General features: G+C 51.6%; 26 protein-coding genes. 9 read left to right on the top strand and 17 right to left on the bottom strand.

Features of this window, described 5'->3' with window-relative positions; genetic code table 11:
• Window positions 1-81: 81 nt before the first annotated feature.
• A complete protein-coding gene (locus tag QEH52_RS03785; RefSeq protein ID WP_308948719.1) occupies window positions 82-660 on the bottom strand; it encodes an HAD family hydrolase in 579 nt (192 codons plus the stop codon).
• A gap of 157 nt (window positions 661-817) precedes the next feature.
• Here QEH52_RS03785 and QEH52_RS03780 point away from each other — a divergent pair, with 157 nt between their 5' ends.
• The 8 genes from QEH52_RS03780 (at window position 818) to hemA (ending at window position 6,938) form a co-directional block, all read left to right on the top strand.
• Complete coding sequence (locus tag QEH52_RS03780; protein ID WP_308948718.1) at window positions 818-1,504, top strand: DUF502 domain-containing protein; 687 nt, start codon at window positions 818-820, stop codon at window positions 1,502-1,504.
• Window positions 1,497-2,111 carry a hypothetical protein gene (locus QEH52_RS03775; protein WP_308948716.1) on the top strand — a complete coding sequence of 205 codons (615 nt, stop codon included), beginning with the start codon at window positions 1,497-1,499 and terminating at the stop codon, window positions 2,109-2,111. The genes QEH52_RS03780 and QEH52_RS03775 overlap by 8 nt, the downstream gene beginning before the upstream one ends.
• A 145-nt stretch (window positions 2,112-2,256) precedes the next feature.
• The gene (locus tag QEH52_RS03770; protein WP_308948714.1) at window positions 2,257-2,979 is read left to right on the top strand and encodes a hypothetical protein; all 723 of its coding nucleotides are present in this window, start codon (window positions 2,257-2,259) and stop codon (window positions 2,977-2,979) included.
• A 116-nt stretch (window positions 2,980-3,095) separates the two neighbouring features.
• On the top strand, window positions 3,096-4,166 hold the full coding sequence (gene hemH, locus QEH52_RS03765) for a ferrochelatase (protein ID WP_308948713.1): 1,071 nt from the start codon (window positions 3,096-3,098) through the stop codon (window positions 4,164-4,166).
• Window positions 4,167-4,296: 130 nt separating this feature from the next.
• Window positions 4,297-4,551, top strand: coding sequence for a hypothetical protein (locus QEH52_RS03760; protein ID WP_308948712.1), 255 nt, complete (start codon window positions 4,297-4,299; stop codon window positions 4,549-4,551).
• The gene (locus QEH52_RS03755) at window positions 4,538-4,999 is read left to right on the top strand and encodes a type II toxin-antitoxin system VapC family toxin (RefSeq protein WP_308948711.1); all 462 of its coding nucleotides are present in this window, start codon (window positions 4,538-4,540) and stop codon (window positions 4,997-4,999) included. The genes QEH52_RS03760 and QEH52_RS03755 overlap by 14 nt, the downstream gene beginning before the upstream one ends.
• A 28-nt stretch (window positions 5,000-5,027) precedes the next feature.
• Window positions 5,028-5,870, top strand: a complete 843-nt coding sequence (locus QEH52_RS03750; protein WP_308948710.1) for a cytochrome C assembly family protein — start codon at window positions 5,028-5,030, stop codon at window positions 5,868-5,870.
• Window positions 5,871-5,888: 18 nt separating this feature from the next.
• Window positions 5,889-6,938, top strand: coding sequence for a glutamyl-tRNA reductase (hemA, locus tag QEH52_RS03745; protein WP_308948709.1), 1,050 nt, complete (start codon window positions 5,889-5,891; stop codon window positions 6,936-6,938).
• 32 nt (window positions 6,939-6,970) lie between these two features.
• On the opposite strand, the gene QEH52_RS03740 is transcribed toward hemA, so the two are convergent.
• From QEH52_RS03740 to QEH52_RS03670, 15 genes are all read right to left on the bottom strand, one after another.
• Entirely contained in the window at window positions 6,971-7,702 is a 732-nt protein-coding gene (locus QEH52_RS03740; RefSeq protein WP_308948708.1) for an energy-coupling factor ABC transporter permease, read from the bottom strand.
• A 13-nt stretch (window positions 7,703-7,715) separates the two neighbouring features.
• The gene (locus tag QEH52_RS03735) at window positions 7,716-8,576 is read right to left on the bottom strand and encodes an urease accessory protein UreD (RefSeq protein ID WP_308948707.1); all 861 of its coding nucleotides are present in this window, start codon (window positions 8,574-8,576) and stop codon (window positions 7,716-7,718) included.
• Window positions 8,576-9,205: an urease accessory protein UreG gene (gene ureG, locus QEH52_RS03730; protein ID WP_308948706.1), complete on the bottom strand. Its 630-nt coding sequence runs from the start codon at window positions 9,203-9,205 to the stop codon at window positions 8,576-8,578. The genes QEH52_RS03735 and ureG overlap by 1 nt, the downstream gene beginning before the upstream one ends.
• Window positions 9,206-9,216: 11 nt before the next feature.
• On the bottom strand, window positions 9,217-9,942 hold the full coding sequence (locus QEH52_RS03725) for an urease accessory protein UreF (RefSeq protein ID WP_308948705.1): 726 nt from the start codon (window positions 9,940-9,942) through the stop codon (window positions 9,217-9,219).
• Window positions 9,942-10,421: an urease accessory protein UreE gene (locus QEH52_RS03720; RefSeq protein WP_308948703.1), complete on the bottom strand. Its 480-nt coding sequence runs from the start codon at window positions 10,419-10,421 to the stop codon at window positions 9,942-9,944. The genes QEH52_RS03725 and QEH52_RS03720 overlap by 1 nt, the downstream gene beginning before the upstream one ends.
• Window positions 10,422-10,423: 2 nt before the next feature.
• Window positions 10,424-12,157: an urease subunit alpha gene (gene ureC, locus QEH52_RS03715; protein WP_308948702.1), complete on the bottom strand. Its 1,734-nt coding sequence runs from the start codon at window positions 12,155-12,157 to the stop codon at window positions 10,424-10,426.
• Window positions 12,158-12,210: 53 nt separating this feature from the next.
• Complete coding sequence (locus QEH52_RS03710; protein WP_308948701.1) at window positions 12,211-12,528, bottom strand: urease subunit beta; 318 nt, start codon at window positions 12,526-12,528, stop codon at window positions 12,211-12,213.
• Window positions 12,525-12,827: an urease subunit gamma gene (locus QEH52_RS03705; protein ID WP_308948699.1), complete on the bottom strand. Its 303-nt coding sequence runs from the start codon at window positions 12,825-12,827 to the stop codon at window positions 12,525-12,527. The genes QEH52_RS03710 and QEH52_RS03705 overlap by 4 nt, the downstream gene beginning before the upstream one ends.
• A 14-nt stretch (window positions 12,828-12,841) precedes the next feature.
• Complete coding sequence (gene urtE, locus QEH52_RS03700; RefSeq protein WP_308948698.1) at window positions 12,842-13,573, bottom strand: urea ABC transporter ATP-binding subunit UrtE; 732 nt, start codon at window positions 13,571-13,573, stop codon at window positions 12,842-12,844.
• A gap of 12 nt (window positions 13,574-13,585) precedes the next feature.
• The gene (urtD, locus tag QEH52_RS03695) at window positions 13,586-14,395 is read right to left on the bottom strand and encodes an urea ABC transporter ATP-binding protein UrtD (RefSeq protein ID WP_308948697.1); all 810 of its coding nucleotides are present in this window, start codon (window positions 14,393-14,395) and stop codon (window positions 13,586-13,588) included.
• A gap of 5 nt (window positions 14,396-14,400) precedes the next feature.
• On the bottom strand, window positions 14,401-15,510 hold the full coding sequence (urtC, locus tag QEH52_RS03690) for an urea ABC transporter permease subunit UrtC (protein ID WP_308948696.1): 1,110 nt from the start codon (window positions 15,508-15,510) through the stop codon (window positions 14,401-14,403).
• Between the two features lie 17 nt (window positions 15,511-15,527).
• Complete coding sequence (gene urtB / locus QEH52_RS03685; RefSeq protein ID WP_308948695.1) at window positions 15,528-17,075, bottom strand: urea ABC transporter permease subunit UrtB; 1,548 nt, start codon at window positions 17,073-17,075, stop codon at window positions 15,528-15,530.
• Between the two features lie 241 nt (window positions 17,076-17,316).
• The gene (locus tag QEH52_RS03680; RefSeq protein ID WP_308948694.1) at window positions 17,317-18,579 is read right to left on the bottom strand and encodes a transporter substrate-binding protein; all 1,263 of its coding nucleotides are present in this window, start codon (window positions 18,577-18,579) and stop codon (window positions 17,317-17,319) included.
• A 207-nt stretch (window positions 18,580-18,786) separates the two neighbouring features.
• Entirely contained in the window at window positions 18,787-19,296 is a 510-nt protein-coding gene (locus tag QEH52_RS03675) for a hypothetical protein (protein WP_308948693.1), read from the bottom strand.
• 82 nt (window positions 19,297-19,378) lie between these two features.
• Window positions 19,379-20,377 (bottom strand): hypothetical protein, encoded by a 999-nt coding sequence (locus tag QEH52_RS03670; protein WP_308948692.1) that lies wholly within the window; start codon window positions 20,375-20,377, stop codon window positions 19,379-19,381.
• Window positions 20,378-20,887: 510 nt separating this feature from the next.
• On the opposite strand from QEH52_RS03670, the gene QEH52_RS03665 reads away from it, so the two are divergent.
• A complete protein-coding gene (locus QEH52_RS03665) occupies window positions 20,888-23,428 on the top strand; it encodes a DEAD/DEAH box helicase (protein WP_308948691.1) in 2,541 nt (846 codons plus the stop codon).
• Between the two features lie 134 nt (window positions 23,429-23,562).
• Here the strand turns inward: QEH52_RS03665 and QEH52_RS03660 are convergent, their stop codons facing one another.
• A complete protein-coding gene (locus QEH52_RS03660; protein WP_308948690.1) occupies window positions 23,563-23,985 on the bottom strand; it encodes a GFA family protein in 423 nt (140 codons plus the stop codon).
• Between the last annotated feature and the right edge of the window lie 72 nt (window positions 23,986-24,057).

The following is a 24,057-nucleotide window of genomic DNA, read 5'->3' as shown; positions in this document are numbered from 1 at the left end:
CCAAGCAGTTAAGCCGCTCGCCTGTAAAAAACGTGTGAGCCTATGCTCGGTGACAATTATGTAAAGCTTGGGTTTTGGGTGCTAGAGGAGCGTATTGATGTCGATCACGGTCATGCCCGCATTACGTGCGGCTTGCACGCCCAGATCAGTATCTTCGAAAGCGTGGCAGCGCTTAGGGTCCACCCCGATCAACTCGGCTGCACGCAGGTAGGTATCGGGCGCAGGTTTGGGATTTTCCACATCATCGGCGCCGACGATAGCGCCAAACCAATCGGCAATGCCCAGCGCTTGCAAAATCTTATCGGCCACCCAGTGAGGGCTCCCCGTCGCAATGGCCATCGGGATCAACTCGCGGTGAAACTCGGCGATCGCCTTGACGGGCAACACAGGCTGCACGTCTTTGAGCAGATCGAGAAAAAGCTCTTCTTTAGCCTCGGCCACTGCGACAGCATCGACGCTTTTGCCCTGTTCCTTGGCTAAGAGCTCTACGATCACCGCAGCGGGCACCCCACCGAGGGCATAAAAGCGTTCTTCTGGGAACACGATGCCATGGGCAGCCATCGACGTCGACCAGGCGGTGAAGTGCGTGGGCATGGTGTCCGCGAGCGTGCCATCCATATCGAAGATGAGGCCGTCGTAGTGGTCGTGTAAATTGATCATAATATTTGCAGAAGATATATTTCTGCACAGACAGAAGACAGCAGCCGCAAATCAGTCAACGCCGGATCAGCCCCAGAAATGGGAGGTATTTAACGTTGCGGCCTCCACTTCCTTCGAAATCCTCTCCTGCACAGGCCATTTATACGCACTGCACATCATGCTCCGCTCACTTCGTAACGCATTCATTACAGGCATCGTCGTCGTCCTCCCGTTGGGGGTCACGATCATCGTCATCAATTTTCTGTTGGAACGGCTAGGCACCCCGGCGAGTAATTTCTTTTTTTGGTATCTGGACCCAGAGTGGCGCGATAAGCCGATCATCGAGTTCGGGCTAGAGGCGATCTCGGTATTGGTCGTGTTTTTATTGATCACGCTGCTAGGCTATGGCTCTCGCTTCGTGCTCGGACGCATTATCTTGAATGGTCTGGAGCGCCTATTGGACCAAGTGCCCTTTATCAATACAGTGTATCGCACCGTCAAACAGATCGTGGACACCTTCGGGCAACAGAAAAAAGCCGTGTTCCAAGAGGTGGTCTTGATTGAATACCCGCGCAAGCGCTGCTACGCGCTGGGCTTTTTGACCAGTAAGGCACGCGGCGAAACGCAAGAGGTCACAGGTGAGCATATCGTCAACATCTTCATCCCCACCACGCCCAACCCGACCAGCGGCTTTCTCCTCATGTTGCCCGAGGAGGACATCACCCGCCTGAGCATGAGCATCACCGACGGCATGAAACTCATCATTTCGGGCGGCGCACTGGTGCCCAACCCCAAGACTGGCGAGAACGTCCAAATCGAAAACCCGCCACAGGCGAAGGGCAACTCTCCGATCGATCATGCTTGAGCAAGAAGACGTGCTCGTGCTCAAGACGGAGCCCTCTGGCGAGTCCTTCCTGAAGCTGCACCTGCTCTCGATAGAGAGCGGCATCTTTCTGTGCTTAAAACGCCGCCCAAAGCAAGCACACACATCCACCACCCCCGACCTCTTCGATCGGGCTGCGCTCATACTGGAACGCTCACAACAGGGTACCATGCGCTTCGTCAAAGAGTATCAACTCACCCAACGACGCGAACAAATTGGCCAAAATTACCACAGCCTACGCCATGCGTGCCGACTGAGTGCCCTGCTAGTCGCCAATGCCACACATATGCCTGAGTCCGAGCGTTTATTTAGCCTAACTGAGCGAGCGCTGAACGCGTTTGCTGCCGGCAAAGCGCCCGAGGTCGTATTATTTAAAAGCCTCTACTTACTACTCAAAGACGAAGGTTACCCCGTCCGCGAGTCTTGGTGGCCCACGCTCCACGATGAATGGCGCAAGCACGCCCGCCAATTACTACGCGAACCGGCTCCCGCTCGCCAAGAACAGGCAGCTCAAAAATCTTGCGAGCGCATCGAGCAGCATTTGTCGCAATGGATGCGCTACAACACCGACTTAATCTTACCTGATTAAAAATTTGTCATTGTGCGGCCCAGCCGGCTCCGACTATGAATAGCAGCTACCCCGCCAGAATCATACACTATTTATGAAGTATTTTCTCCTAATCTTCCTCAGCTGCCTCGGGCTCAATCTGTTCGCTCAAAACTTGACTCCTGGAATGAGTCCACTAGCAGTCGAAGCTAAAATCGGCAAGCCTATCTCGACGATGGAGATCGCCGATCGCTCGGTTATCATATACGCCGATCAGCGCAAACTAGAATTCAAATCTGGCAAACTCGTAAGCGAGAATGGAGTGAAACTACAAGCGCCGACAGCCAGCTTGCTGAACGCCCAAGACAACTCAGAGCTCAAAATCGACATTCCCGTCATCCGCAACGACATGACCATCACCGAGAGCATTCAAGCGGAAGAACAAGCCGCCGACCAGCTAGACCAGCTCTACAACTTTGGCGGGATCAACGACAATCTCGACGCAGCGATCGAAAACTACGAAAGCGCCCACACATCCAGTCCCACCAACCAGGCCCGCGAACACCTGCGCGACGTGCTGATCGGCTTCATTCTCGAAATCATCATCACCTACATTGTGCTCCAAATCGCGTTCAGCCTGAGTGGCTTTCCTTGCTTATTTTACCAGATCGCCTCACTGAGCCTCGCAGTCGCCGTCGTGGGAGCCGGCTTGGATTACTTGCTTAGCATCGGGCTATTGAACCCCATCCGTCTGGGCCTCAGTTTCATGCTCTTACTGATATTGATACGTCAATTCACCGATGTGCGCGAATGGGCCACCGCCATCCGAATTGCTATATTAGCCCGCATGATCTCGATCGCCCTAATGTGGCTCTCGCTGGCGGGACTCATGGTGCTGTTTGGCCTCTAGCAAGCCTGAAAATACCCCTTCAAAGGCAAAATACATGCTCCACAGTCGCGTAGGCGGCATTTTCATTTATTCACTTCGGTTTGACAAAATGGCGCTAGGCGACCTTCTCTTAGCCTATGTCCAAACAAGGCGTCATTCTCCTCAACCTCGGCTCGCCCGATTCCACCGAAGTCAGCGATGTGCGCAAGTATCTGCGCGAATTCCTCATGGATGGGCGCGTGCTCGATGCCCCCTACCCCATTCGCTGGTTCCTGGTCAACTGCCTCATCCTACCGACACGCCCGCGGGAATCTGCAGAGGCCTATTCTGAAGTCTGGCTGGACGAAGGCTCGCCACTGATCGTCACCTCGCGCCAGCAACAGGCCGCCCTCGCCGAAAAGATCGACATCCCGGTCGGCCTCGGCATGCGCTATGGCAACCCATCGACGCCCGATGCTCTGAAAGAGCTACTGGATCAAGGCGTCGACGACCTCTTCATCATCCCGATGTATCCGCACTACGCGATGTCCAGCTACGAGACCGCAGTGGTGGCGCTAATGGACGCCGCGCGCGAGATGAAGCCCGACCTGAAAACGACACTACTGCCGCCCTTCTACCAAGATCCGGGCTACATCGATGCCATGGTGGAGCGCGCCATGCCCTCGCTCAAAGACGGCGACTTTGACAAATTGGTCTTTTCCTTCCACGGCATCCCACAACGTCATCTCGTCAAAGGTGACCCTTCCCACAGTCATTGCCTGACCACCCATGACTGCTGCAATACCTGCCACCCGGCGCATGCCACTTGCTACCGCCACCAGTGCGCGATGACTGTCGAAAAGTTCGTCGCAGCCGCCAAGATCCCGAAGGACAAGTACATGATCACCTTCCAAAGCCGCCTCGGCCGCGAGCCTTGGCTGCACCCTTACACTGACAAGGCATTGGAGCAATTACCGAAAGACGGCCATAAAAAGGTCAAAGTAATGTGTCCGGCCTTCACTGCTGACTGCTTGGAAACACTGGAAGAAATCGCCATGCGCGGACGCGAGAGCTTCCTCGAATCCGGCGGCGAAGCGTTTGAGCAGATCCCTTGCCTCAACGAATTGCCCGCATTTATCGATTTTCTAGCAAGCAAAGTCAAAGACTGGCAGAACGGCGCCTACGAGACTGCCCACGCCACACCGCCCGCCTACGTGGCACAAAAATAATAATCCTACTGTAGGGGCTTCATTGATGACGCCCGCGTTAATTAAGCTCTGATTCTCAATAGGCTTCGCTCTAAAGCGCGAAAAAGTGAATAAAGTTGACCCAAATCCGATGTCAGACACAATGTCTACCATGAAATCAATCAACACGCGCGAGCTGCAGAAGCACACCCGAGAGGTGCGTGAACGCGTCGTCGCGGGCGAGTCACTGCGCTGGGTCATGGGTGAAGACACCGTGGCCTACATCACACCCGCCCAAGAAACGAAAGAGCCAAAGCCATGGCCGGATTTGATGGCACGGCTCAAGAGCATTTACGGCGACCGTCCAAGACCGATGGATAACATGGGGTCCGACATTGTCAGCGAAGGACGCGGTGAAAGATACTAGCCTCTACTTCGACACCAGTTCCCTACTCAAACTTTACAACGAAGAAAATGGAAGCAGGGAAGTGATCGCCATCGCACAATCGCAAGCAATCATTCCTCTCAGCTTTATTGGTGAAATGGAGCTAAGAAACTCTCTGCGCGTCCTTTATGGTCGCAAGCGAATACACGCCGAAGAATTAGAACAAGCACTCCTCTACATCGAGGAAGACATCGCAAGCGGCAGACTACAACGGCTACACCCAGATCCCCTGCGGATCGAAAATCAGTGCTTCGAGCTCTCTCGGCTCTATTCTGCAGATAATCTTTGTCGCACACTCGACATTCTTCATGTTGCCACAGCGATCATTTCCAACATTAAACACTTTGTGACTTGCGACAAACGCCAAGCGCAACTCGCCGCCGAAGTCGGCCTGAATCTAAGCTATATCGACCTTTCCAAAACTTTATAAACTCAATCCCATGCTCAACGAAATCGCCATGACAGATCGAAACGCCTTTGCGGTGGCCGCGGCCATCTATGGCGGCGCGTTCGCGTTTGGCTTGGCCGCGCTGCTGATGCGCCGCGCCTATCCGCGCAGCGTCATGTTTGCACTGCTGATGGGGGGCTTTCTGATTCAAACCCTAGGCCTGAACTTGCGCGGTGCGGCAATCAAAGGCTGCCCGCTCGGCAACACTTTTGAGATTGCACAGTTCCTAGCCTGGTCGCTGGTTTTGCTCTTTTTCATCATCGGCCCCGCCTTCCGTTTGCGCTTGCTCGGATTTTTCACCGCGGGGCTGGCCACCTTACTGGCGGCAGGTGCCTTCATCGTGCCCTCCTGGGATCGCGCCTACCCGCCCGGCCTCTTCGGTGGCAACCCTTGGATCGAACTGCACGCCGCACTCGCCATCTTTAGCTACGGTGTTTTCGCCATCCTATCGCTGGTATCTATCATGTTTCTGATCCAGCAACACGGGCTCAAAAAGAAGCAATTCAAAGGCCTCTACCAATACCTGCCCTCCGTGCAACAATTGGATCTCATGGCCAAACGCCTACTGATCACTGGTGTAATTGTTCTCAGTGCCTCACTGATCTTTGGCTCCATATTTTGGGTCAATAACCACGAACTAGTGCCTGTATTTAAACTCACCGCGACTTGCCTAATCTGGCTCGGATATCTCACCGTTTTCGTGCTACGCATTCAAAAGAAACTCGTCACACGGCGCCACGCGATAGCTACGATTATACTCTTCGTGCTAGCAATCGCCTCACTCTGGCCGGTGCAATCTGCCCGCGATTCCGAACCTCAAGCGACTGGAGCGCCCCTCCGCGTCGAGCGTTAAGCACATTTCGTATTGGTCATGAGCGACGTATTGCAATCTCTGTTTGTGCTGGGCACCTCGCACCACGCGACGCCACTGGATGTGCGTGAGCGCTTTGCACTCACACAGCCACAGGCACTCGAACTACAACAACGACTGCACGCACACGAAGGTATTCGTGAGTGCTTAGTGCTCAATACCTGCAATCGCCTCGAAATCTACGGGCTGGCCGATCGAATCGAACGCGTGGATGAAATTCGTGAACTGTTTTGCGAGAAGCAAAACGTGCCGATCGAACTCTTCCAGCAATACGCCTACAGCCATAATAACCTCGAAGCGCTGCAACACGTGCTCGAGGTGTCCACCGGCCTCGACTCGCAAATGGTCGGCGAGACCGAAATCCTCGGCCAACTCAAGCAGGCCTATACCAAAGCACGCGACGCCAAGTGCACGGGCAATGTGCTCAACCGCCTCTTTGAAAAGAGCTTTCAAGCCGCCAAAGCCGCCCGCTCGCAGACCGGCATTACCCGCGGCCAAATCAGCATCGGCAACGTCGCTGTCGATCTAGCCAGCCGTATCTTCGGCCAGCTATCCAAAAGCCGCGTACTGCTACTCGGTAGCGGTGAAGTGGGCGAAAAGACCGCGCAAGCGCTCAAGAGCCGCGGCGCCGACGACATCGCAGTCAGCAGCCGCACCTTCGAGAATGCTCACAAACTGGCACACGAACTCGGCGGCTCTGCGATTGATTTTGAAGATTTCAAAGCGCAACTGGAACACTTCGACATTGTCATCTGCTCCACCGCCGCACCCGGCACCATATTGGATCGCAGCATCATTGCGCAAAGCATGAAACGCCGCCCCGAGCGCCCTTGCTTCCTCATCGACCTGGCCCTCCCCCGCGACATCGATCCCGCCGTCGAAGACATTGAAAATGTCTACCTCTACAATCTTGACGACCTATCCACCATCGCCAACGAAAACCTGACCGCCCGCAAAGCCGAGATCGATAACGCCCGCGAAATCCTAAAAAAGCACGCGTGGAACCTCTGGCTGCAGCTCCGCCGCCGGGAACTCATGCGCCGAGCATGAGATACACACAAGGCCACTTACTTTAGCTGAACCTAATCAGACAGTTGAGCCATTTCGAGCGCGTGTTCCAAACCATCCGGCTGCTGTGAACTAAAAGGAAGTAAACATAGCGTGACACAAGCAAGCGCGACTAAGGGGCGTAGCGCCAAACGCCCAGTCTCAACATAGTTACGACTCTGACTGCGCACGCAAAGAGCAAACACAGCGACTGCGATCGCAGACTCTAGCAGGCCCCAAACAGTCCCAGCAAAAAGCAGATGCGCGATTGAACCGCCCAGCATCACACTGACACTCAACGACGCAGCCATGATAGAGATAAAAGATGCGAAGGCCAAAGTGCCCACCTGAGCGACATCAAGTTGAGGCGCACGACGCCCTTGCAGTAAACGGAAACAGCCATATGCCACCCAAGGCGCGACCACCCCCATGTTTATAAAATTGGCTCCCAAGGTGCTCCAAGAGCCATCACCCAAGAAACCGACCTGCAAAGCCAGGATCGCTGCCATCGACAACATTGTCACTGAGGGACCAAAAAAAATAGCGAGTAAAGACGCCCCCACCAAATGGCCGGAGAAACCAAATCCGATCGAGCAATTCACCATCTGCGCCAAAAAGACGAAAGCACTCATCCCCAGCAAAGCCGGCACTTTCTTTGCCGGCAACTGCTTGCGTGCGCCATAAAACGCCGCCGCCAACGCAATCGCGCCCCCAGCGCTCGTTAATAAAGTCGTCGATGTATCCAGTGTGCCTTGAGTTAAATGCATAGTCAGTGGGTATTTAGTTAAAATAAGTCTGTGCGCGCAATAACGCGTGAGGAAATTTTTGCTGCGTTTGTTTGATCAGCAGATTTCGAACCAAGAAAACTGTTTTGCGCAGACTAATCCCATCTGCAGCAAGAATTTTAATCCCGAGCCCCCCGACACGCAAGGGGCTGGCTCCGATGGTCGCATCCGGCGTCTCTAACTCATGCAAAGTCTGAACCACATCGCCCAAGACTTCCGGACTTAAAAAATAAAAACTAGCGTAGCTGCCACTAGGATACATTGCCTGCCAATCGGATAAGTCGCCCCGGTCTGGTTGACAACTGAAATTCTCGTAAGCAAGCAAGCTGCCTTCGCGATAAATCCGTAATTGTGAACGCCATTCGGTAAACTCGAAGGCTTCGCCAAAGGCGGCACGCCCTGGAGTCACCACCTCGCAGAGCAGCACGGTCGCATCTGCAGCCACGTCCACTCGCGTCACCTGTCGTAGCGCCGCACCTTTCTGTAATATCAAAGGCGCGGGCCAAACATCAAGCGTGGCTCCAGCCTCTACAGTATAGTGCTGTCGCACTGTGGCATACCCCGCATGCATGGTATGCACGCGACAAGCAGCAGGACTGATTAAAGCGGCCTTGGCACCAGCCGCCACTGTCGCTTCGACTTCGAGCTGATCGTTATCCAGCAGTCCGGCGGTAGGGCTGGTCAGAATACTGATCTCCCAATCATCGGCATGATAGGCCTTAGCCAAATGCAGCGGCGGCCGCACCCATTGCCCCGTCAATCGTGTTCCCAACTCGGGCGCCCAGGTATACCGCAAACGCGCGCCTCCCAACACACCTGTGCGGGTCGAAGCATTCTCTGTAACTGTTGTCGACATTAAGCTTTAATGGCAAAAAAGCACTCTTGCTCCAGCCAGGCAATGACGGCATCCAACCCCTGATAACTCTTCAGGTCGCAGAAAACAAAGGGACGCTCGTCGCGCTGGATTTTTGAATCGCGCGCCATCACATCAAGGTCGGCACCCACATAGGGTGCGAGCTCTGTTTTGTTAATAATCATGAGGTCGGAATAACGAATCGCAGGCCCACCTTTACGCGGGATTTTATCGCCCTCCGCCACATCGATCACATAGATAAAGGCATCGACCAAATCGGGTGAAAAGGTTGCCGACAAATTATCGCCACCGCTCTCCATCAGCACAACTTGGGTGTCCGGATGCCGCAGGATGAGATTCTCGATCGCGACCTCATTCATACTGGTATCGTCTCGTATCGCGGTGTGCGGGCAGCCCCCGGTCTCCACCCCCAAAATGCGGCTGGCTTCCAGGGGACTGTTGGCCACTAAAAACTGCTCATCTTCTTTAGTATAGATATCGTTGGTAATCGCGACCAGCGAGTAGCGCTGATGCAGTTTTTCGATCAGCCGTAGGAGTAACATCGTCTTACCGGAGCCAACAGGGCCACCAATACCGATACGAACAGGGCGTGTGGGATTTGAATCTGTCATATTAAATCGTATTAAGAAATAAAAAGTCTGGAAAAAGCGGTGGCATGACGAGCTGAAGCGATGTCAAAGGCTGGGGCAAACCATCCGGCAGCCTCGCGTTCGACTTGCTTAGAGGCTGCCACCCAGTCTGGCAATTGCTCCAGCCCTGCCGCCAGTGCCAACTGTGCCGACTCGGGACTGATGCGTAGCAACTTAATCGAAGCGGACACAAAATTTGCAAGGCTTTGATACGCATAGGTCATCAACCCTGCCTCATTAGGCACGTTTAAAAGTTCGAATTGTAAGGCAGCGACCACTAGATGATGCCCGCGAGCGCGCCCAGTGGCAAAAGCAGCCGAATAGGTTTCGATCTCAGGTGATGCCTGCCATAGTTTCTTTAAAAGTCGTAAACGCCCGCGGCCCTGCGAGATGCTGGCTTCACGAATTTCGCTCGCCCACTTCCAAGCGTCAATTTCTGCATCTAATACCAAGACAGTCGCCCAATCTTCAGCGACGATTGCTTCGCGCACGTAGCGTAAATAAGGCAATTCCAAACGCGCCAAAGCGGGGCCCGCATGCTCCTGAAAAAACTGCACCAAGTCGTCACCAGTCTTAAACTTACAAGTCGCCGCCCACTGCTCCAGCCCCATTGAGTGCGCATAGGCCCCGGTCGGAAACAACGGATCCGAAACTTGTAAAAGTGCCGGCACCCACGCAGCGCGATCGCAACACTCTTGTTCTTGATGATTAGACGTCATCAATGGCTATGCCCGTGCCCGTGACTATGTCCGTGCTCGTGACTATGGTCATGATCGTGTGAGTGCCCCCCTTGTTTGCTGGGTTGAAACACTCGTTGCACGCGGTGATAGTGAATATGCTCGCGCTCTAGCATTTGCTCAACGGCCAAATCGTCTTGCACCAGCACGCCCTCTTCGCTGAAAGCAGCCTTAAAATGTAGGTTACCAATCATCCAGCCAATCCACGCGGCCTCTTTGGCTTCTTTAAGCGCGATTAGAAAACAGTCCTCCGCGCTTTGCTCGATCACATAGGCGACCGTATCCGTAGTCCAAATACAGTCGCCGTGCGCAAGTGATTCGTTCACATCGAAGCCGAAATCAGTACCATCGGCGGCCGCACCACGCCAGCGGCGGCGCGCTAATTTATGACGATCGACAACTAGCGGAACGTTGACTAGACCCTCGGGGATCGAAGGGAGTGCCTGGGTAATTAAATGCATGGCTAGAATAAGAAATAGCGCTGGGCCATAGGCAACAAATTTGCAGGCTCGCAGCTCAAAACTTCGCCATCTGCCGTCACAGTGTAGGTCTCTGGATCGATTTCGATATCGGGCAAGTAATCGTTGAGCACCATGTCGTGCTTTGAGATCTGACGCGTATTGGCGACGGGGCGAACGAGCTTTTTCAAGTCGAGCTGATCAGGCACCCCAGCGTCGATCGCCGATTGGCTCAAGAAGGTGATGGAAGTGCTCGAGACTGCTTTGCCAAAGGCGGCAAACTGTGGCCGGTAATACATGGGCTGGGGCGTGGGAATCGATGCATTGGGGTCCCCCATATTTGCTGTCGCGATCAAACCGCCCTTAAGCACTAGCTCTGGCTTCACGCCAAAAAAAGCGGGCTTAAACAGAACGATGTCTGCCAGTTTGCCCACCTCCAAGCTACCAACATCGGCCGCACAACCACAAGCGATGGCGGGATTGATGGTGTATTTAGCGATGTAACGCAACGCGCGAAAATTGTCCGCGGCAGGGTGGGTCTCGGACTCTAGTTTGCCAAACTGCTTCTTCATCTTATCCGCGGTCTGCCAGGTGCGAATGATCACTTCGCCGACACGCCCCATCGCCTGACTGTCACTGGACATAATGGAAATGGCGCCGCGATCGTGCAAAATATCCTCGGCGGCAATGGTCTGCGGGCGAATCCGTGACTCAGCAAAGGCCACATCCTCGGGAATCTTTGAGTCGAGGTGGTGGCAGACCATCAGCATGTCGAGGTGCTCGTCGATGGTGTTGACGGTATAGGGACGAGTCGGATTAGTGGACGAGGGCAAAACATTAGGCAGGCCACATACTTTTAAAATATCTGGAGCATGCCCACCGCCCGCACCCTCCGAGTGGAAGGTATGAATGACGCGATCCTTAAATGCGCCGATGGTGGTTTCGACGAAGCCGGACTCGTTGAGTGTATCGGTATGGATCGCCACTTGCACATCAAGTTCATCGGCGACGCTCAAACAGTGATCAATCGAGCTCGGAGTGGTGCCCCAATCTTCGTGCAGCTTCAGCCCCATCGCGCCAGCCTGCACTTGCTCGCGTAAGGCTTCGTGGTTAGAGGCGTTGCCCTTCCCCATAAAGCCAAGATTCATCGGAAAGGCTTCGGCGGACTCTAGCATTTTATGAATATTCCAAGCGCCGGGTGTGCAAGTCGTGGCGTTGGTGCCTGTGGCGGGCCCCGTGCCACCGCCGATCATCGTGGTGACACCACTGGTCAAGGCTTCATTGATTTGCTGCGGACAGATAAAATGAATGTGTGAATCAAATCCACCTGCAGTCACGATATGCCCTTCTGCGGCGATCACCTCAGTGCTGGCACCGATCACCATGCCCTCGCTCACACCAGTTTGAATGAGGGGATTACCCGCATGCCCAATGCCTGCGATGCGACCTGCTTTGACGCCGACATCGGCTTTGATCACTCCCAAGATCGGGTCCACAATGGTGGCATTTGTCAGAACTAGGTCGAGGCAATCAGCCCCAGTGGCCAGCGGCGATTGTCCCATGCCGTCACGGATGACTTTGCCGCCACCGAACTTAACTTCATTGCCATAGCCACCGGCTTCGGCGATCAAGTCCTTTTCAACTTCGATGAACAGTTCTGTATCTGCAAGACGGACTTGGTCCCCTACGGTAGGACCAAACATTTCGGCATATTGGCGGCGGGTAAATTCAAGACTCATAAGAATGAATGACTGATGACTAATAAATGAGGGCGGATCATTGAGGGCGAAAGCTAAGCGTCGAGCGGTGCATCGACCTTGTTATTCAATCCATAAACGATACGTTCTCCGGCGAGGGCAACCAACTCGACTTCGCGGATATCGCCCGGCTCAAAACGCACCGCGGTGCCAGCGGCGATGTTTAAACGGAAGCCCTTGGCCGCCTCGCGATCAAACTCGAGCGATTCATTGACCTCATAAAAATGAAAATGACTCCCAATCTGCACGGGGCGATCCCCCACATTGGACACTTTGAGAGCGAGGGTTTTCAGGCCCACATTACCAGTCAGTAAGGCCTCAGGGTCGGAGTATTTATATTCGCCAGGAATCATCGGATCGGATTGTGAACAGTGACTAGTTTAGTGCCATCAGGAAAAGTGCCTTCGACCTGAACTTCATGGATCATTTCAGGCACGCCTTCCATCACATCCGCACGCGTAAGAATCGTCGTGCCGTAACTCATCAGATCTGCGACCGTCTTACCATCGCGTATCCCTTCGAGTATCTCGTAAGTAATGACTGCGATCGATTCTGGATAGTTAAGCTTTAAACCACGCGCTTGCCGGCGTCGCGCCAGATCCGCCGCCACGACGATCATTAGCTTTTCTTGTTCTCGGGGTGTGAGGTGCATAGATAATTGGAAAATTAAACAGTCAGGTACTTGCCGATCACATCAGCTGTCAGTTCTTCGGACTCGCCCGAAAGAACCACGCTGCCACGATCAAGAATGTAAAATTCATCACTCGCAGCTTTAGCGAAATCGAGGTACTGTTCGACTAAAATAATACTTAAATTGCCCCGTTTCTTGAGCAGGTGGATGGCATCCTCAATCTGATCGATAATTGACGGCTGAATCCCTTCAGTCGGTTCATCCAGAATCAATAGTTTCGGATTCGTCAGGATCGCGCGTCCAATCGCGAGCTGTTGTTGCTGTCCGCCAGAAAGCACCCCGCCCTTGCGCCCCAGCATCTCTTTGACCACTGGAAACAATTCATACACCTCATCCAAACGCTCGCGCCCGGCCTTGCCAGAGATACTGATACTCACCTCCAAATTTTCCTGCACCGTGAGATTGGGAAAGATGTCCCGCCCCTGCGGCACATAGCCCAAGCCCATGCGTGCGCGCTGATCCGAGCGCAAGGAGCGGATCGACTGTCCCTCAAACGTAATATCACCTTCCGTCTTAGGCATCAGTCCCATGATGCTACGGAGCAGCGAAGTCTTACCGACTCCATTGCGCCCCAACAGTGCCACGACAGAATTGGGTTTTACGACCATATCGATACCACGCAAAATAATCGATTCATCATAACTGGCCTTCAAGCCCTCCACTGTGAGAAGAGGCGTGACCGCGGGAGTTTCAGATTCAGAAATCATAGAGTCGTTCAATTATTTATTTTCGTCCTTCTTGCCTTGGCGTCCAAGGTAGACTTCGATCACCTGCGGATCGGATTTAACGTGGTCAAAGCTGCCGTCCTTAAGCACGTGGCCCTGATGCAGCACTGTCACCTTACGAGCGATCTGCCGGATGAACTCCATATCGTGCTCGATCACGATCAGGCTATGCTTCTTTTCTAGGCTCAATAAAAGCTCCCCCGTGCGCTCGGTCTCCTCGTCGCTCATACCCGCTGCGGGTTCATCGATCAATAAAATGCGCGGATCTTGCGACAGCAACATGCCAATCTCCAACCATTGCTTTTGACCGTGCGAAAGCATACCCGCCAAATCATTGACTCTCGACTCGAGGCGGATCGTTTTCAAAACCTCCATGATACGATCACGGTCCTCAGCACTTTCCTTGTAGAATAAGGTCTTTAGCACCCCGCGTGGACGATTGAGCGACAACACCAAGTTATCATACACCGTGTGCGATTTATACACACTGGGCGTCTGGAACTTGCGGCCGATACCAAGACGGTTAATTTCAAACTCCTTTAACTTCGCGAGGTTGATATCGTGTCCATCATTTCCGTGCATCGTGACAGAGCCCGAATCCGGACGCGTGCGCCCGGTAATGATGTCCATAAAAGTGCTCTTACCCGCGCCATTAGGGCCGATGACGGTGCGTAGCTCGCCCTCTTCTAGGTAAAAGTTTAGATCGTTGATCGCCTTAAAGCCATCGAAGGCTTTATTCACGCCCGAGACTGAGAGAATGAGCGGCGTATCCCGGTAAAGTGGATCATGGTGCTGAGTCGTCATCGTAATTATGCCTCCGTAGTTTGTAGTGAACGTTGCTGCGCGATCTTACTTTTTACTTGCTGATACACACCCACAATTCCATTGGGCATAAACAACACCACACAAACAAACATGCCGCCCATAATGATCAGCCAGTAGTCCGGAAAGGCCTGAGTTGTATAACTCTTAAATAAGTTCACGAGGATCGCACCAATGACCGGCCCCCACTTGGTGCCACGGCCCCCAACTGCAACCCAGACGACAACCTCCAGCGACTTCGCCGCTTCCATAGCACTCGGATTAATCCCACCGACTTGCGGCACATAGAGCGCACCCGCGGCACCTGCAATCATTGCAGAGAGCACAAAGATCACGAGTTTGAAACTAGTCGTGGAATACCCCGAAAAAAGCACTCGATTCTCAGAATCACGAATCGCTTGCTGCACCTTGCCCAACTTCGAAGCCAGCAGCCCCGATGTAATTAAATAGGTAATCAATAATAAGAGCGCCGAGGCAATGTAGAGCCAGCGCGTGGTGCTCGCATCATTTATGCTCGCTCCTAGAATGTCCTTAAAGTCGGTAAAGCCATTGTTGCCACCAAAAGTAAAATCATTGCGGAAGAACAACAAACAAACCGCATACGTCAGCGCCTGGGTCAGGATTGAAAAATAGACTCCCTTGATCCGCGAGCGAAAGGCCAAAAAGCCAAAGATCATGGCCACCAGACCAGGCACCCACAACACGGCGCCTACCGTGAACCAGAAGCTGTAGAAAGGCTGCCAGTGAATCGGCAATTCCTGATAGCCGAGGAAGACCATAAAGTCGGGCAGGGTGCTCTTATAGGCCCCCCGCTCTCCAATCATCAGCATCAGATACATGCCCATGGCATAGCCCCCTAGCGCGAAAAACAAACTCTGGCACAAACATAACAAGCCCGTATAGCCCCAGAGTAAATTCAAGCTCATCGCCAGGATTGCATAAGTGAGATATTTGCCCCAGAGCGAAACCTGGAAGGCACTCATAGAGAGAAAGCCAGATTCAGGCCCCCAAGCATTTAAGCTCGGAATCAGCATCAGCAAACCTGCCACGAGGCAGAAGATTCCAATCTCTTTTTTATTTTCAGATGAAAGTATCATTATCGGTCAAAATTGAATTAATCGTCGAGGCTGCGAGAACGCGTTGGGAACAAGCCCCCAGGCCGCCATTGCAGAAAGAGTATGATCACGAAGAAGACCGTAATCTTCCCCATCACGGGACCCAGCGAAGGTTGTAGTAATTGATCCACCAGTCCGATGCCCATCGCCGAAATGCCCGCACCAAGGAGATTGCCCACACTACCGATCACCACCACCATGAAACTATCCACGATGTATTGTTGTCCCATCAGAGGGCCGACGTTACCGATTTGCGAGAGCACGGAACCTCCCAATGCCGCCAGGCCGCAACCAAGCGCAAAAGTCATCGAGTTGACCCGTGCCACAGGGATCCCCAGACTGCTGGCCATACTGCGATTCTGCATTACCGCGCGAATGTGTAGCCCCAGATTGGTTTTGCGCAACAAAAGCCAGGTCAGCACCACCACCATCAGCGCCACCAGCATAATAAACAAACGTGTATAGCTCATACTAAAGCCTCCCACACTCAAGTTCCCCATCAGCCAAGTCGGGTTATTGACCTGCACATTGGCCGCGCCAAAGATCAAACGAAAGCCCTGCTGCATGACCATCGAAATGCCCCAAGTGCAGAGCAAAGATTCCAAGGGACGACGGTATAAAAACCGTATGATCGTTTTCTCCAGCAACAAACCAATGGCCGCTGCCATCAAAAAGCTGAGCGGTAACGAAACGACAAAATACCAACCAAAAGCCTCACTCCCGAGGCCCCATTGATTCATGAAAAAAGTTTGCACCATAAAAGTGGTATAACCACCAATCGCGACAAACTCTCCGTGCGCCATATTAATGATGCCCATCAAACCAAAGGTAATCGCCAAACCAAACGAAACGATCAACAAGACCGAACCCGTGCTAAACCCTCGAAAAAAGCTACCAAGGAACTCCATGATCTTTACATGCTCCTCAATGACAATCAGTGCATTAACAGATGCCAGCGCTAGAGGTCCCTGAGCCCTCGAAGCCTCACGCTCCGCTTGCAAAACCTTTTCGATAAATCCGCGCGCCGCGACCGACTTCATCTTCGTCAAATCTTTAACCGCCGCAAGCTTTTGGTCCGCATCTCCATTCTTCAATAAACTAATCGCTAAAGCCTCTTCAATCGCCTGCTTCACCTCACTCGCAGGCTCTACTAGTAAGCGAGCTTCCAAGGCTGGAACAAATTCTAGTTTTTGACTGCGCCCCATTTTTATCGCAGAATCGATACGTACTTTAGCATCCTCCGCCTTGAGCCCCAGCGTATCAATAATGCTCTTCATCAATTTACGCACCTTTCGCGAGGCCCGTTCCTTCTTAGCACGATCGGCTTCTTCTGGCGACAAGGACAGGACCTCCCCCGTCGCCACCAGCGTCCAGTCCTGCTCGCCAGTAAACTGCAATAATTGTAAGCGCTCATTCGATTCCAACGTATAAACGCCCCCAGTTCTCCAGGCTTCATAGATTTCAGCGATCACGGGATCACCGTACTCCGCAATTTCCTCAATCAATGCCGACTGGGCGTCGCCTGTTGCCAATATCAGCTCGGACATGACCAAACGTGCACTTCGCTCCTCTGCGGACAAAACTCCACAAAACAACAAACTAGCAAAAACATATAGCAATTTTCGCCGGGCGCATCGACTAGAGGCAAATCTTAATACAGAAATCATATGCAACCTCTTCAGCATTTTTCGGGCACAATTAACTATTCTTACAAATAAAAGTTGAGGCCTGCGGAAATTAATCCACAGGCCTCGCCTAACAAAACAATACTACAAACAAAAAGTAATGCTATTTAAAGGTGCCTTTCAACCAAGGCTCACCATAAACATCAGGAATAGTTTCAAGAATTTCGAACTGACCATTCTCCAATGTCTCACCAATATAAACGGTCTTAGTTACGTGATGATTCTCTTGGCTCGTCACCGTGCCGCCAGGACCTTCAAAGGCGATACCACTCTCAAGAGCTTTGATCACAGCTTCTGGCTCAAATGTGCCCGCCTTTTCAACAGCAGCCTTCCAAAGGTAGACTCCGTTATAAGAAAGAACCATAGGTGAGCAAGTCACACGACCTTCCTTCTGAACCGAATCCGGTGCTTTCGTGGCCAACCATTCTTGGAAGTTTGCCTTAAAGCTATTATTGGCATCCGAATCGATGGACATAAAGTAAGTCCAGCAACCGAGGTGCCCCACTAGATCCTTTGCAGGCAAACCACGAAATTCATCTTCAGAAAGGGAGAAAGAAACAATCGGGCAATCATCCGAGGTAATTCCTGAAGCAGCGATTTCCTTAAAGAAAGGAACGTTCGCGTCACCATTAATTGTATTGATCACACATGCATCACCCGATGCTGCGAAATCTTTGATCTCAGCAACAATCTGCTGAAAGTCAGTGTGGCCAAATGGCGTGTAATTACCAGCGGATACAGCGACATCACCCTCATAGCGAATACCACCACCAATGTTCTCAACAGGAATCCCCTTAGAAAGCAGATATTCAAAAAGAACGATATTAGTCGTTTGCGGATACACATAGTCCGTGCCAATCAGATAGAACTTTTTGTAGCCCTCTTCGAGCAAGTAGTCCACTGCAGGAATCGCCTGCTGGCCCACTGCTTCAGCGGTATAAATAATATTGGGAGACTCTTCCTCACCCTCATATTGTACCGGGTAAAAGAGCAAACCGTTGTATTTCTCAAAAACCGGCAATACGAATTTACGACTCACAGAAGTCCAGCAACCAAAGGTCGCCGCAACTTTGTCCTGCGCTAAAAGTTGCTCTGCTTTTTCAGCGAAAACCGGCCAATCAGAAGCACCGTCCGCAACTACAGGCTCAATCATTTTACCCAGCACACCACCGTTCGCATTGATCTCATCAAAAGTAAATAGCAGAATATCGCGTAGCGATGTTTCCGAGATCGCCATCGTGCCACTCAACGAGTGAAGCACGCCGACTTTAACAGTGTCTTCTGCCTGGACGCTTGATACCATCGTAGCCAGCGCAACTGTCCCAGTAGCCACTAGCTTTGATATACTTGGAAGGATTTTTTTCATATAATTTCTTATTAATTTAATGGTTAGTCTAGTCGTCGTATAACAACAGAACTAACAAAGCGCTTACCGTGCCAATTAATCTAAATTACAAACTTTCACACATCCAAATATAACTTTGATAATTAGCCAAAAGAACTCGTCATAATCTGCAAAAAAAAGCCCTTCACACTAGGAGCATGAAGGGCAAAATAAAACCAACACTAACTACTACAAGTTAGGAATCTCAACCTCAATAAGCTTGGACTTATAAAAGCGAACAACACCTTCGACCTTTTCTCCAGTGGCCACTCGCCGCCCCTTATAAGTATAGACGACGTCAACCCGTTTATGCATCGAAGGCTCATCCAAAGTAGGTATTCCCAAAACAGCGACCACGGCCTCCGGACTCATCCCTTTGGTTAAGCCTCCCCACTTCTCAGCATTCATCCACGGATAATTCACATCCTCCTCCTTTGATTGAATAGTTTTCACCACATTCTCAATCAAGGAATCTCTATCATCTTGATTCATTGGCATCGAAGCAACCACCTCCGCAGCTAAGCTTTCCACCTGTGTATTTTTCACAACACGAAGACTCGCCTCCAGTTTTTGCACCCGCTGAGCCAAAGCATTAAATTCATCTCGCGATACATCCTGCGCCTGCAGAGCAGTGGATAAAAAAAAGATGGAGCTACAAACAAGCACGCTCAGAGAACAATAAGATGTATATTTTTTCATAATTATAATGTTAGTAAAAAAAAGAGGCCTCACTATTAAAATGAGGCCCCTACGAATCAATCCAATATCAAGCTTATATTAATTAGAAGCTATAGATAAGCTCAGCAGCTAGCGTTGTCGCATCCTCATCGTCAACTTCTTCATAGGAAATCTCTAGCAGTCCGAAAACATTATCGGAAAAAGAGTAGCTAGGAGAGAATGTGTAACGATCAAATTCGATACCGTCCTCATAATCACCACCAGAATAACGGAAAGTAACACCGGCATCACCAAATGAGTAATACACAAGTGCCATATAAACATCCTCAGGACGCTCTTCACCTACAGTGAAGTCATCTTCCCAATCATTTCCAGTATACTCGACCGCGAAAGTGAATGCATCAATTTCATAACTCGCCCAAACATTGATCGTTTCATAACCAGGATCGTCTGCGTAAATCGCCTTAACAGTCAGACCTTCAACACCAGTAAAAGCCGCCAAGAACTCATAGCTTTGCTTCGCATCATCCGAATCTCCGATCCATGCACCAAACGCATAAGCATCAGTTACGTAGTCAGCGGAAGCGCCTACTGCATAGCCAGCAGAGTATACATACCCCCCGCCGATCCCCTGCGCACTGTATTGATAAAGACCTGTCGCATCAAAGGTTTCAAAACCTTGGTAACTCAATATATTACCCGCAGTGAATGAAAGCTCATCACTGTAAGCATATGTAATGGTCACAGTTTCAAACTCAGCAGACGCATTCGTCTCAGTTTCAGTCGTGAAGGTATCATCAGCAGTTCCCGGAAGCCCATCAACACCATTGCCTCGTGTAGTTTCAGAACTGGAATCGCTATTACTATCAAAGGATATTTCAGCTACAGCCGACCACTTACTTTCAGCGGGAGTAAAAGCTAAACCGAGCTCAAACTCAGCAACTGCAGTTTCAGTATCACCCGAGTCATCGCCATCAGTCAGCGCCATGTCAATATAACCATATGCACTCAGATCATCTGTAAGTGGAATCTCAGCATTTGCAACGGAGCCCAAAAATGCAGCGCCCGCAAGCGATGCAATAAGTTGTTTTTGTAATTTCATATTCTGATTAGTTTAACTGCCTTGTTGTTGTTGTTGTTGTGCTATTTTTTTTTGCACAAACGTCACTTAGCTAAACCGATGCCAACTCCACAAAAAATCACATTATCAACTCTAATAAAAACCTCTTCAAATTAATACAACTCATACATGTAAATACTAATCAATAAACCTACTCATGAAGTTTAAACAGAAGTGCACCCAATACAACGAGGATCAAATAACGAGTATAGATTAGACTACTAACGAAGTAATTACAGACATTTACTTCACATCAAAACTGAGCTAAGCATCGCCCCAAAAGCCAACAAAAGTTCGGTCACATTCTAGAAAAATTTATTGAGATCTCTTTTGTAAAAAAATTGTAGTGTGCCACATCACAATGTACTAATTTTGCTCACCACGCCCCAGCTGTGCGCAAAAAAGAAACGGTACTATGCTCTGAAATTGATCAAAACTCGTTTTTCGAAGCAGTCTTGCACTCCTACAAGTCTACCCGAATGCTGACTGCACATGGACTACCCACTCAAGCCACTTCGTAATATCACAGATCCCGATGCACTCATGGAACACTTCCTTGAATATGCATTGATCAAAGGCATTGAACTCTACCCCGCGCAAGAGGAAGCGATTCTGGAAATCTTCTCCGGCAAAAATGTCATCCTCAACACGCCCACTGGCTCCGGAAAATCGTTGGTGGCGGCGGCACTGCACTTCTTATCCGCATCACTGGGCCGTCAATCTGTCTACACATGTCCAATCAAAGCATTGGTCAATGAAAAGTTCCTTGCCCTCTGTCGCGACTTTGGCCCCGAAAATGTCGGCATGATGACCGGCGACGCCAGCGTCAACCGCGGAGCCCCCATCCTCTGCTGCACCGCCGAGATCTTGGCCAATATCGCGCTACGTGACGGCGATCAGGCAAAAGTCCATGATGTGATCATGGACGAGTTTCATTACTATTCCGACGGAGAGCGCGGTGGCGCTTGGCAAGCTCCCCTACTCACTTTGCCTCAATCACGTTTTTTGCTAATTTCGGCCACATTGGGTGAAACGCGCTTCTTTGAACGCGAACTCGAGCGCGTTACCGGCAACGAGTGCGTCACCGTATCCAGCACCGAGCGCCCCGTGCCATTGGAATTCACCTACGTCGAAGATCCGCTCACTGAGACGCTGGAGAAACTGCAGGCGGCCAACAAGTTTCCGGTCTACATTGTGCATTTCACCCAACGAGCGGCATCCGAAACCGCACAAAGCTTGCTCAGCATTAACGTCTGCAGCAAAGAGGAAAAAGCGATTATCACAAAGGAGTTACAAGGCGCCTCCTTCAGCAGCCCCTTTGGCAAAGAGATCAAGAAACTACTGCGCAGTGGCATCGGTCTCCACCACGCCGGCCTACTTCCCAAATACCGGGTGCTGATTGAAAAGCTGGCACAGAAAGGCCTACTCAAAATCATTTGCGGCACCGACACCTTGGGCGTAGGGGTGAATGTCCCGATTCGCACGGTGCTATTCACCCAACTCTGCAAATATGGAGGCGTCAAAACCAGCATTCTGACCGCACGCGACTTCCACCAAATCAGTGGACGTGCAGGCCGCAAGGGCTTCGACGACCACGGCTACGTCGTCGCCATGGCACCCGAGCACGTAATTGAAAACAAGCGCTTGGAAGCCAAAGCAGCCGCTGACCCGAAAAAGAAGAAAAAGCTAGTCAAGCGCAAGCCACCCGAACGCGGATTCGTGCACTGGGACGAACAAACTTACCAACGCCTGCAAGGCGCTCCCGCGGAACCGCTCACTTCCAGCTTCCAGGTATCCCACAGCATGCTACTCAATGTGCTCAGCCGCCAAAGCGACGGCTGCGCCGCCATGCGCCAACTCATCCGCGACTGCCACAATTCCGAACAGTCCAAGAAGAGCATGCGCAAACAAGCCTTCCAGCTATTCCGTGCACTCACCGACCGCAACATCATCGAGATCATGCCTAAGGGCAGCGAACCGAAACTACGCGTCAACCTTGAACTTCAAGACGACTTTTCGCTCAATCAAACACTCGCGCTCTATTGCATCGACACACTCGGCCTGCTCGACACCACCGCGCCCGAGTATGAGCTCAAGCTGCTCAGCCTGGTGGAATCTATTCTAGAAAACCCCGACATCATTCTGCGCAAGCAGCTCGACAAGCTGAAAGGTGACAAAGTCGCCGAGATGAAAGCCGCCGGCATCGAATACGACGACCGTATGGAAGAGCTGGAAAAACTCGAATATCCCAAGCCCGAGAGCGAATTCATTTACGAAACATTCAACCGCTTTTCCGCCCTACACCCTTGGGTCGGCGGCGAGAACATTCGCCCCAAATCAATTGCCCGCGAGATGTTTGAGCGCTACAGCAGTTTCGCCGACTACGTCAAACTCTACGGGCTCACCCGTGCGGAAGGTCTGCTACTACGCCATCTGACCAATGTCTACCGCGTGCTCACCAACACCATTCCGCCCGCCTTCAAAACCGAAGCCGTGAACGAAGTCGTCACTTATATCGAGACATTGCTACGCATCACCGATTCCAGCCTATTGGATGAATGGGAGACACTCAAAGACCCCGACTATAAGCCCAATAGCGACGAAGCCCTCCCCGCGCCCACCGGCCCGAGCGATATCACTCACGACCGTGAAGCCTTCACCCGCCTCGTGCGCAACGAAGTCTTCCGCTTTCTACGCATGCTAGCCAACAAGGAATATCAAGAGATCGACGAACACTTTCCACTCGACCAGATGTTCCCCGAAGCCCGCTGGAAATACACCGCACTCAGCAACGCAATGGAAGCCTACTACGAAAGCCACGAATGGATCCGCCTCGATCCCGGCGCGCGCAATAAAGCCAACACCAAGATCACCGAATCCGAAGACCGCACAAGCTGGCTCATCGAACAAACCTTAGTCGATCCCGAAGAGCTCAACGATTTTCAAATCAGCTTCAGCCTTTCAATGACGGAAGCCAAGGAAAGCGGCACGATTAAGATCGTGCCCTTAGAATTAGCATCGATTGCAGAGTAAGCGCCCGAACGTGACACATCAAAACCACAGCCAGAATCCAGGGTAAAAAGCCCCCACGCTCCGAGCACCGCCAGAAAGAACGAGAGACAGGCCTAGCCAAAGACCTGTCGCTTCAAGATTTATGAAGGACGAATTCAGCCCGACGAGTTTTCCTCAGGTAATTCTTCACAAGATGGTATACATTCGAGGCCATTATCCCACAAGGCTCTTTCCGAGCAAAAAAGATGCGCCTGAGGCTTGATGGAGAGTTCGCTGTCGAGACTGCCAGCCGGCACCATCAGCATGGAGCCTCCTGCGAGTCGATGCGGTAAAGCCGAGCCACAGTGCGAGCAGAAGCTTTTCGCATGACAGCTATCCGGCAATTGATAACTGCGAACTTGGTTTTCGCCAGATAGCCAACGTAATTTAAAATCCTGACTGAACAAATTCGCAGCGTGAGCCGAACCCGTGTCTTTACGGCAACGATCACAGTGACAGAGATAGAAATTCTCAAATTCGCCCTCAATTTCATACACCACCTCTCTGCAAAGGCAGGATCCTTTATATACTGTAGTCATCACGCATTTAGAAAAGAAAGCTGAGAGCAAACGCAAAATCAAAGATTCATGGAAAACTGAATGCCCCCCCCC

Source organism: Thalassobacterium maritimum (genome assembly GCF_031127805.1).
Lineage (GTDB): Bacteria > Verrucomicrobiota > Verrucomicrobiia > Opitutales > Coraliomargaritaceae > Thalassobacterium > Thalassobacterium maritimum.
This window is presented reverse-complemented; position numbering and strand designations above follow the sequence as displayed.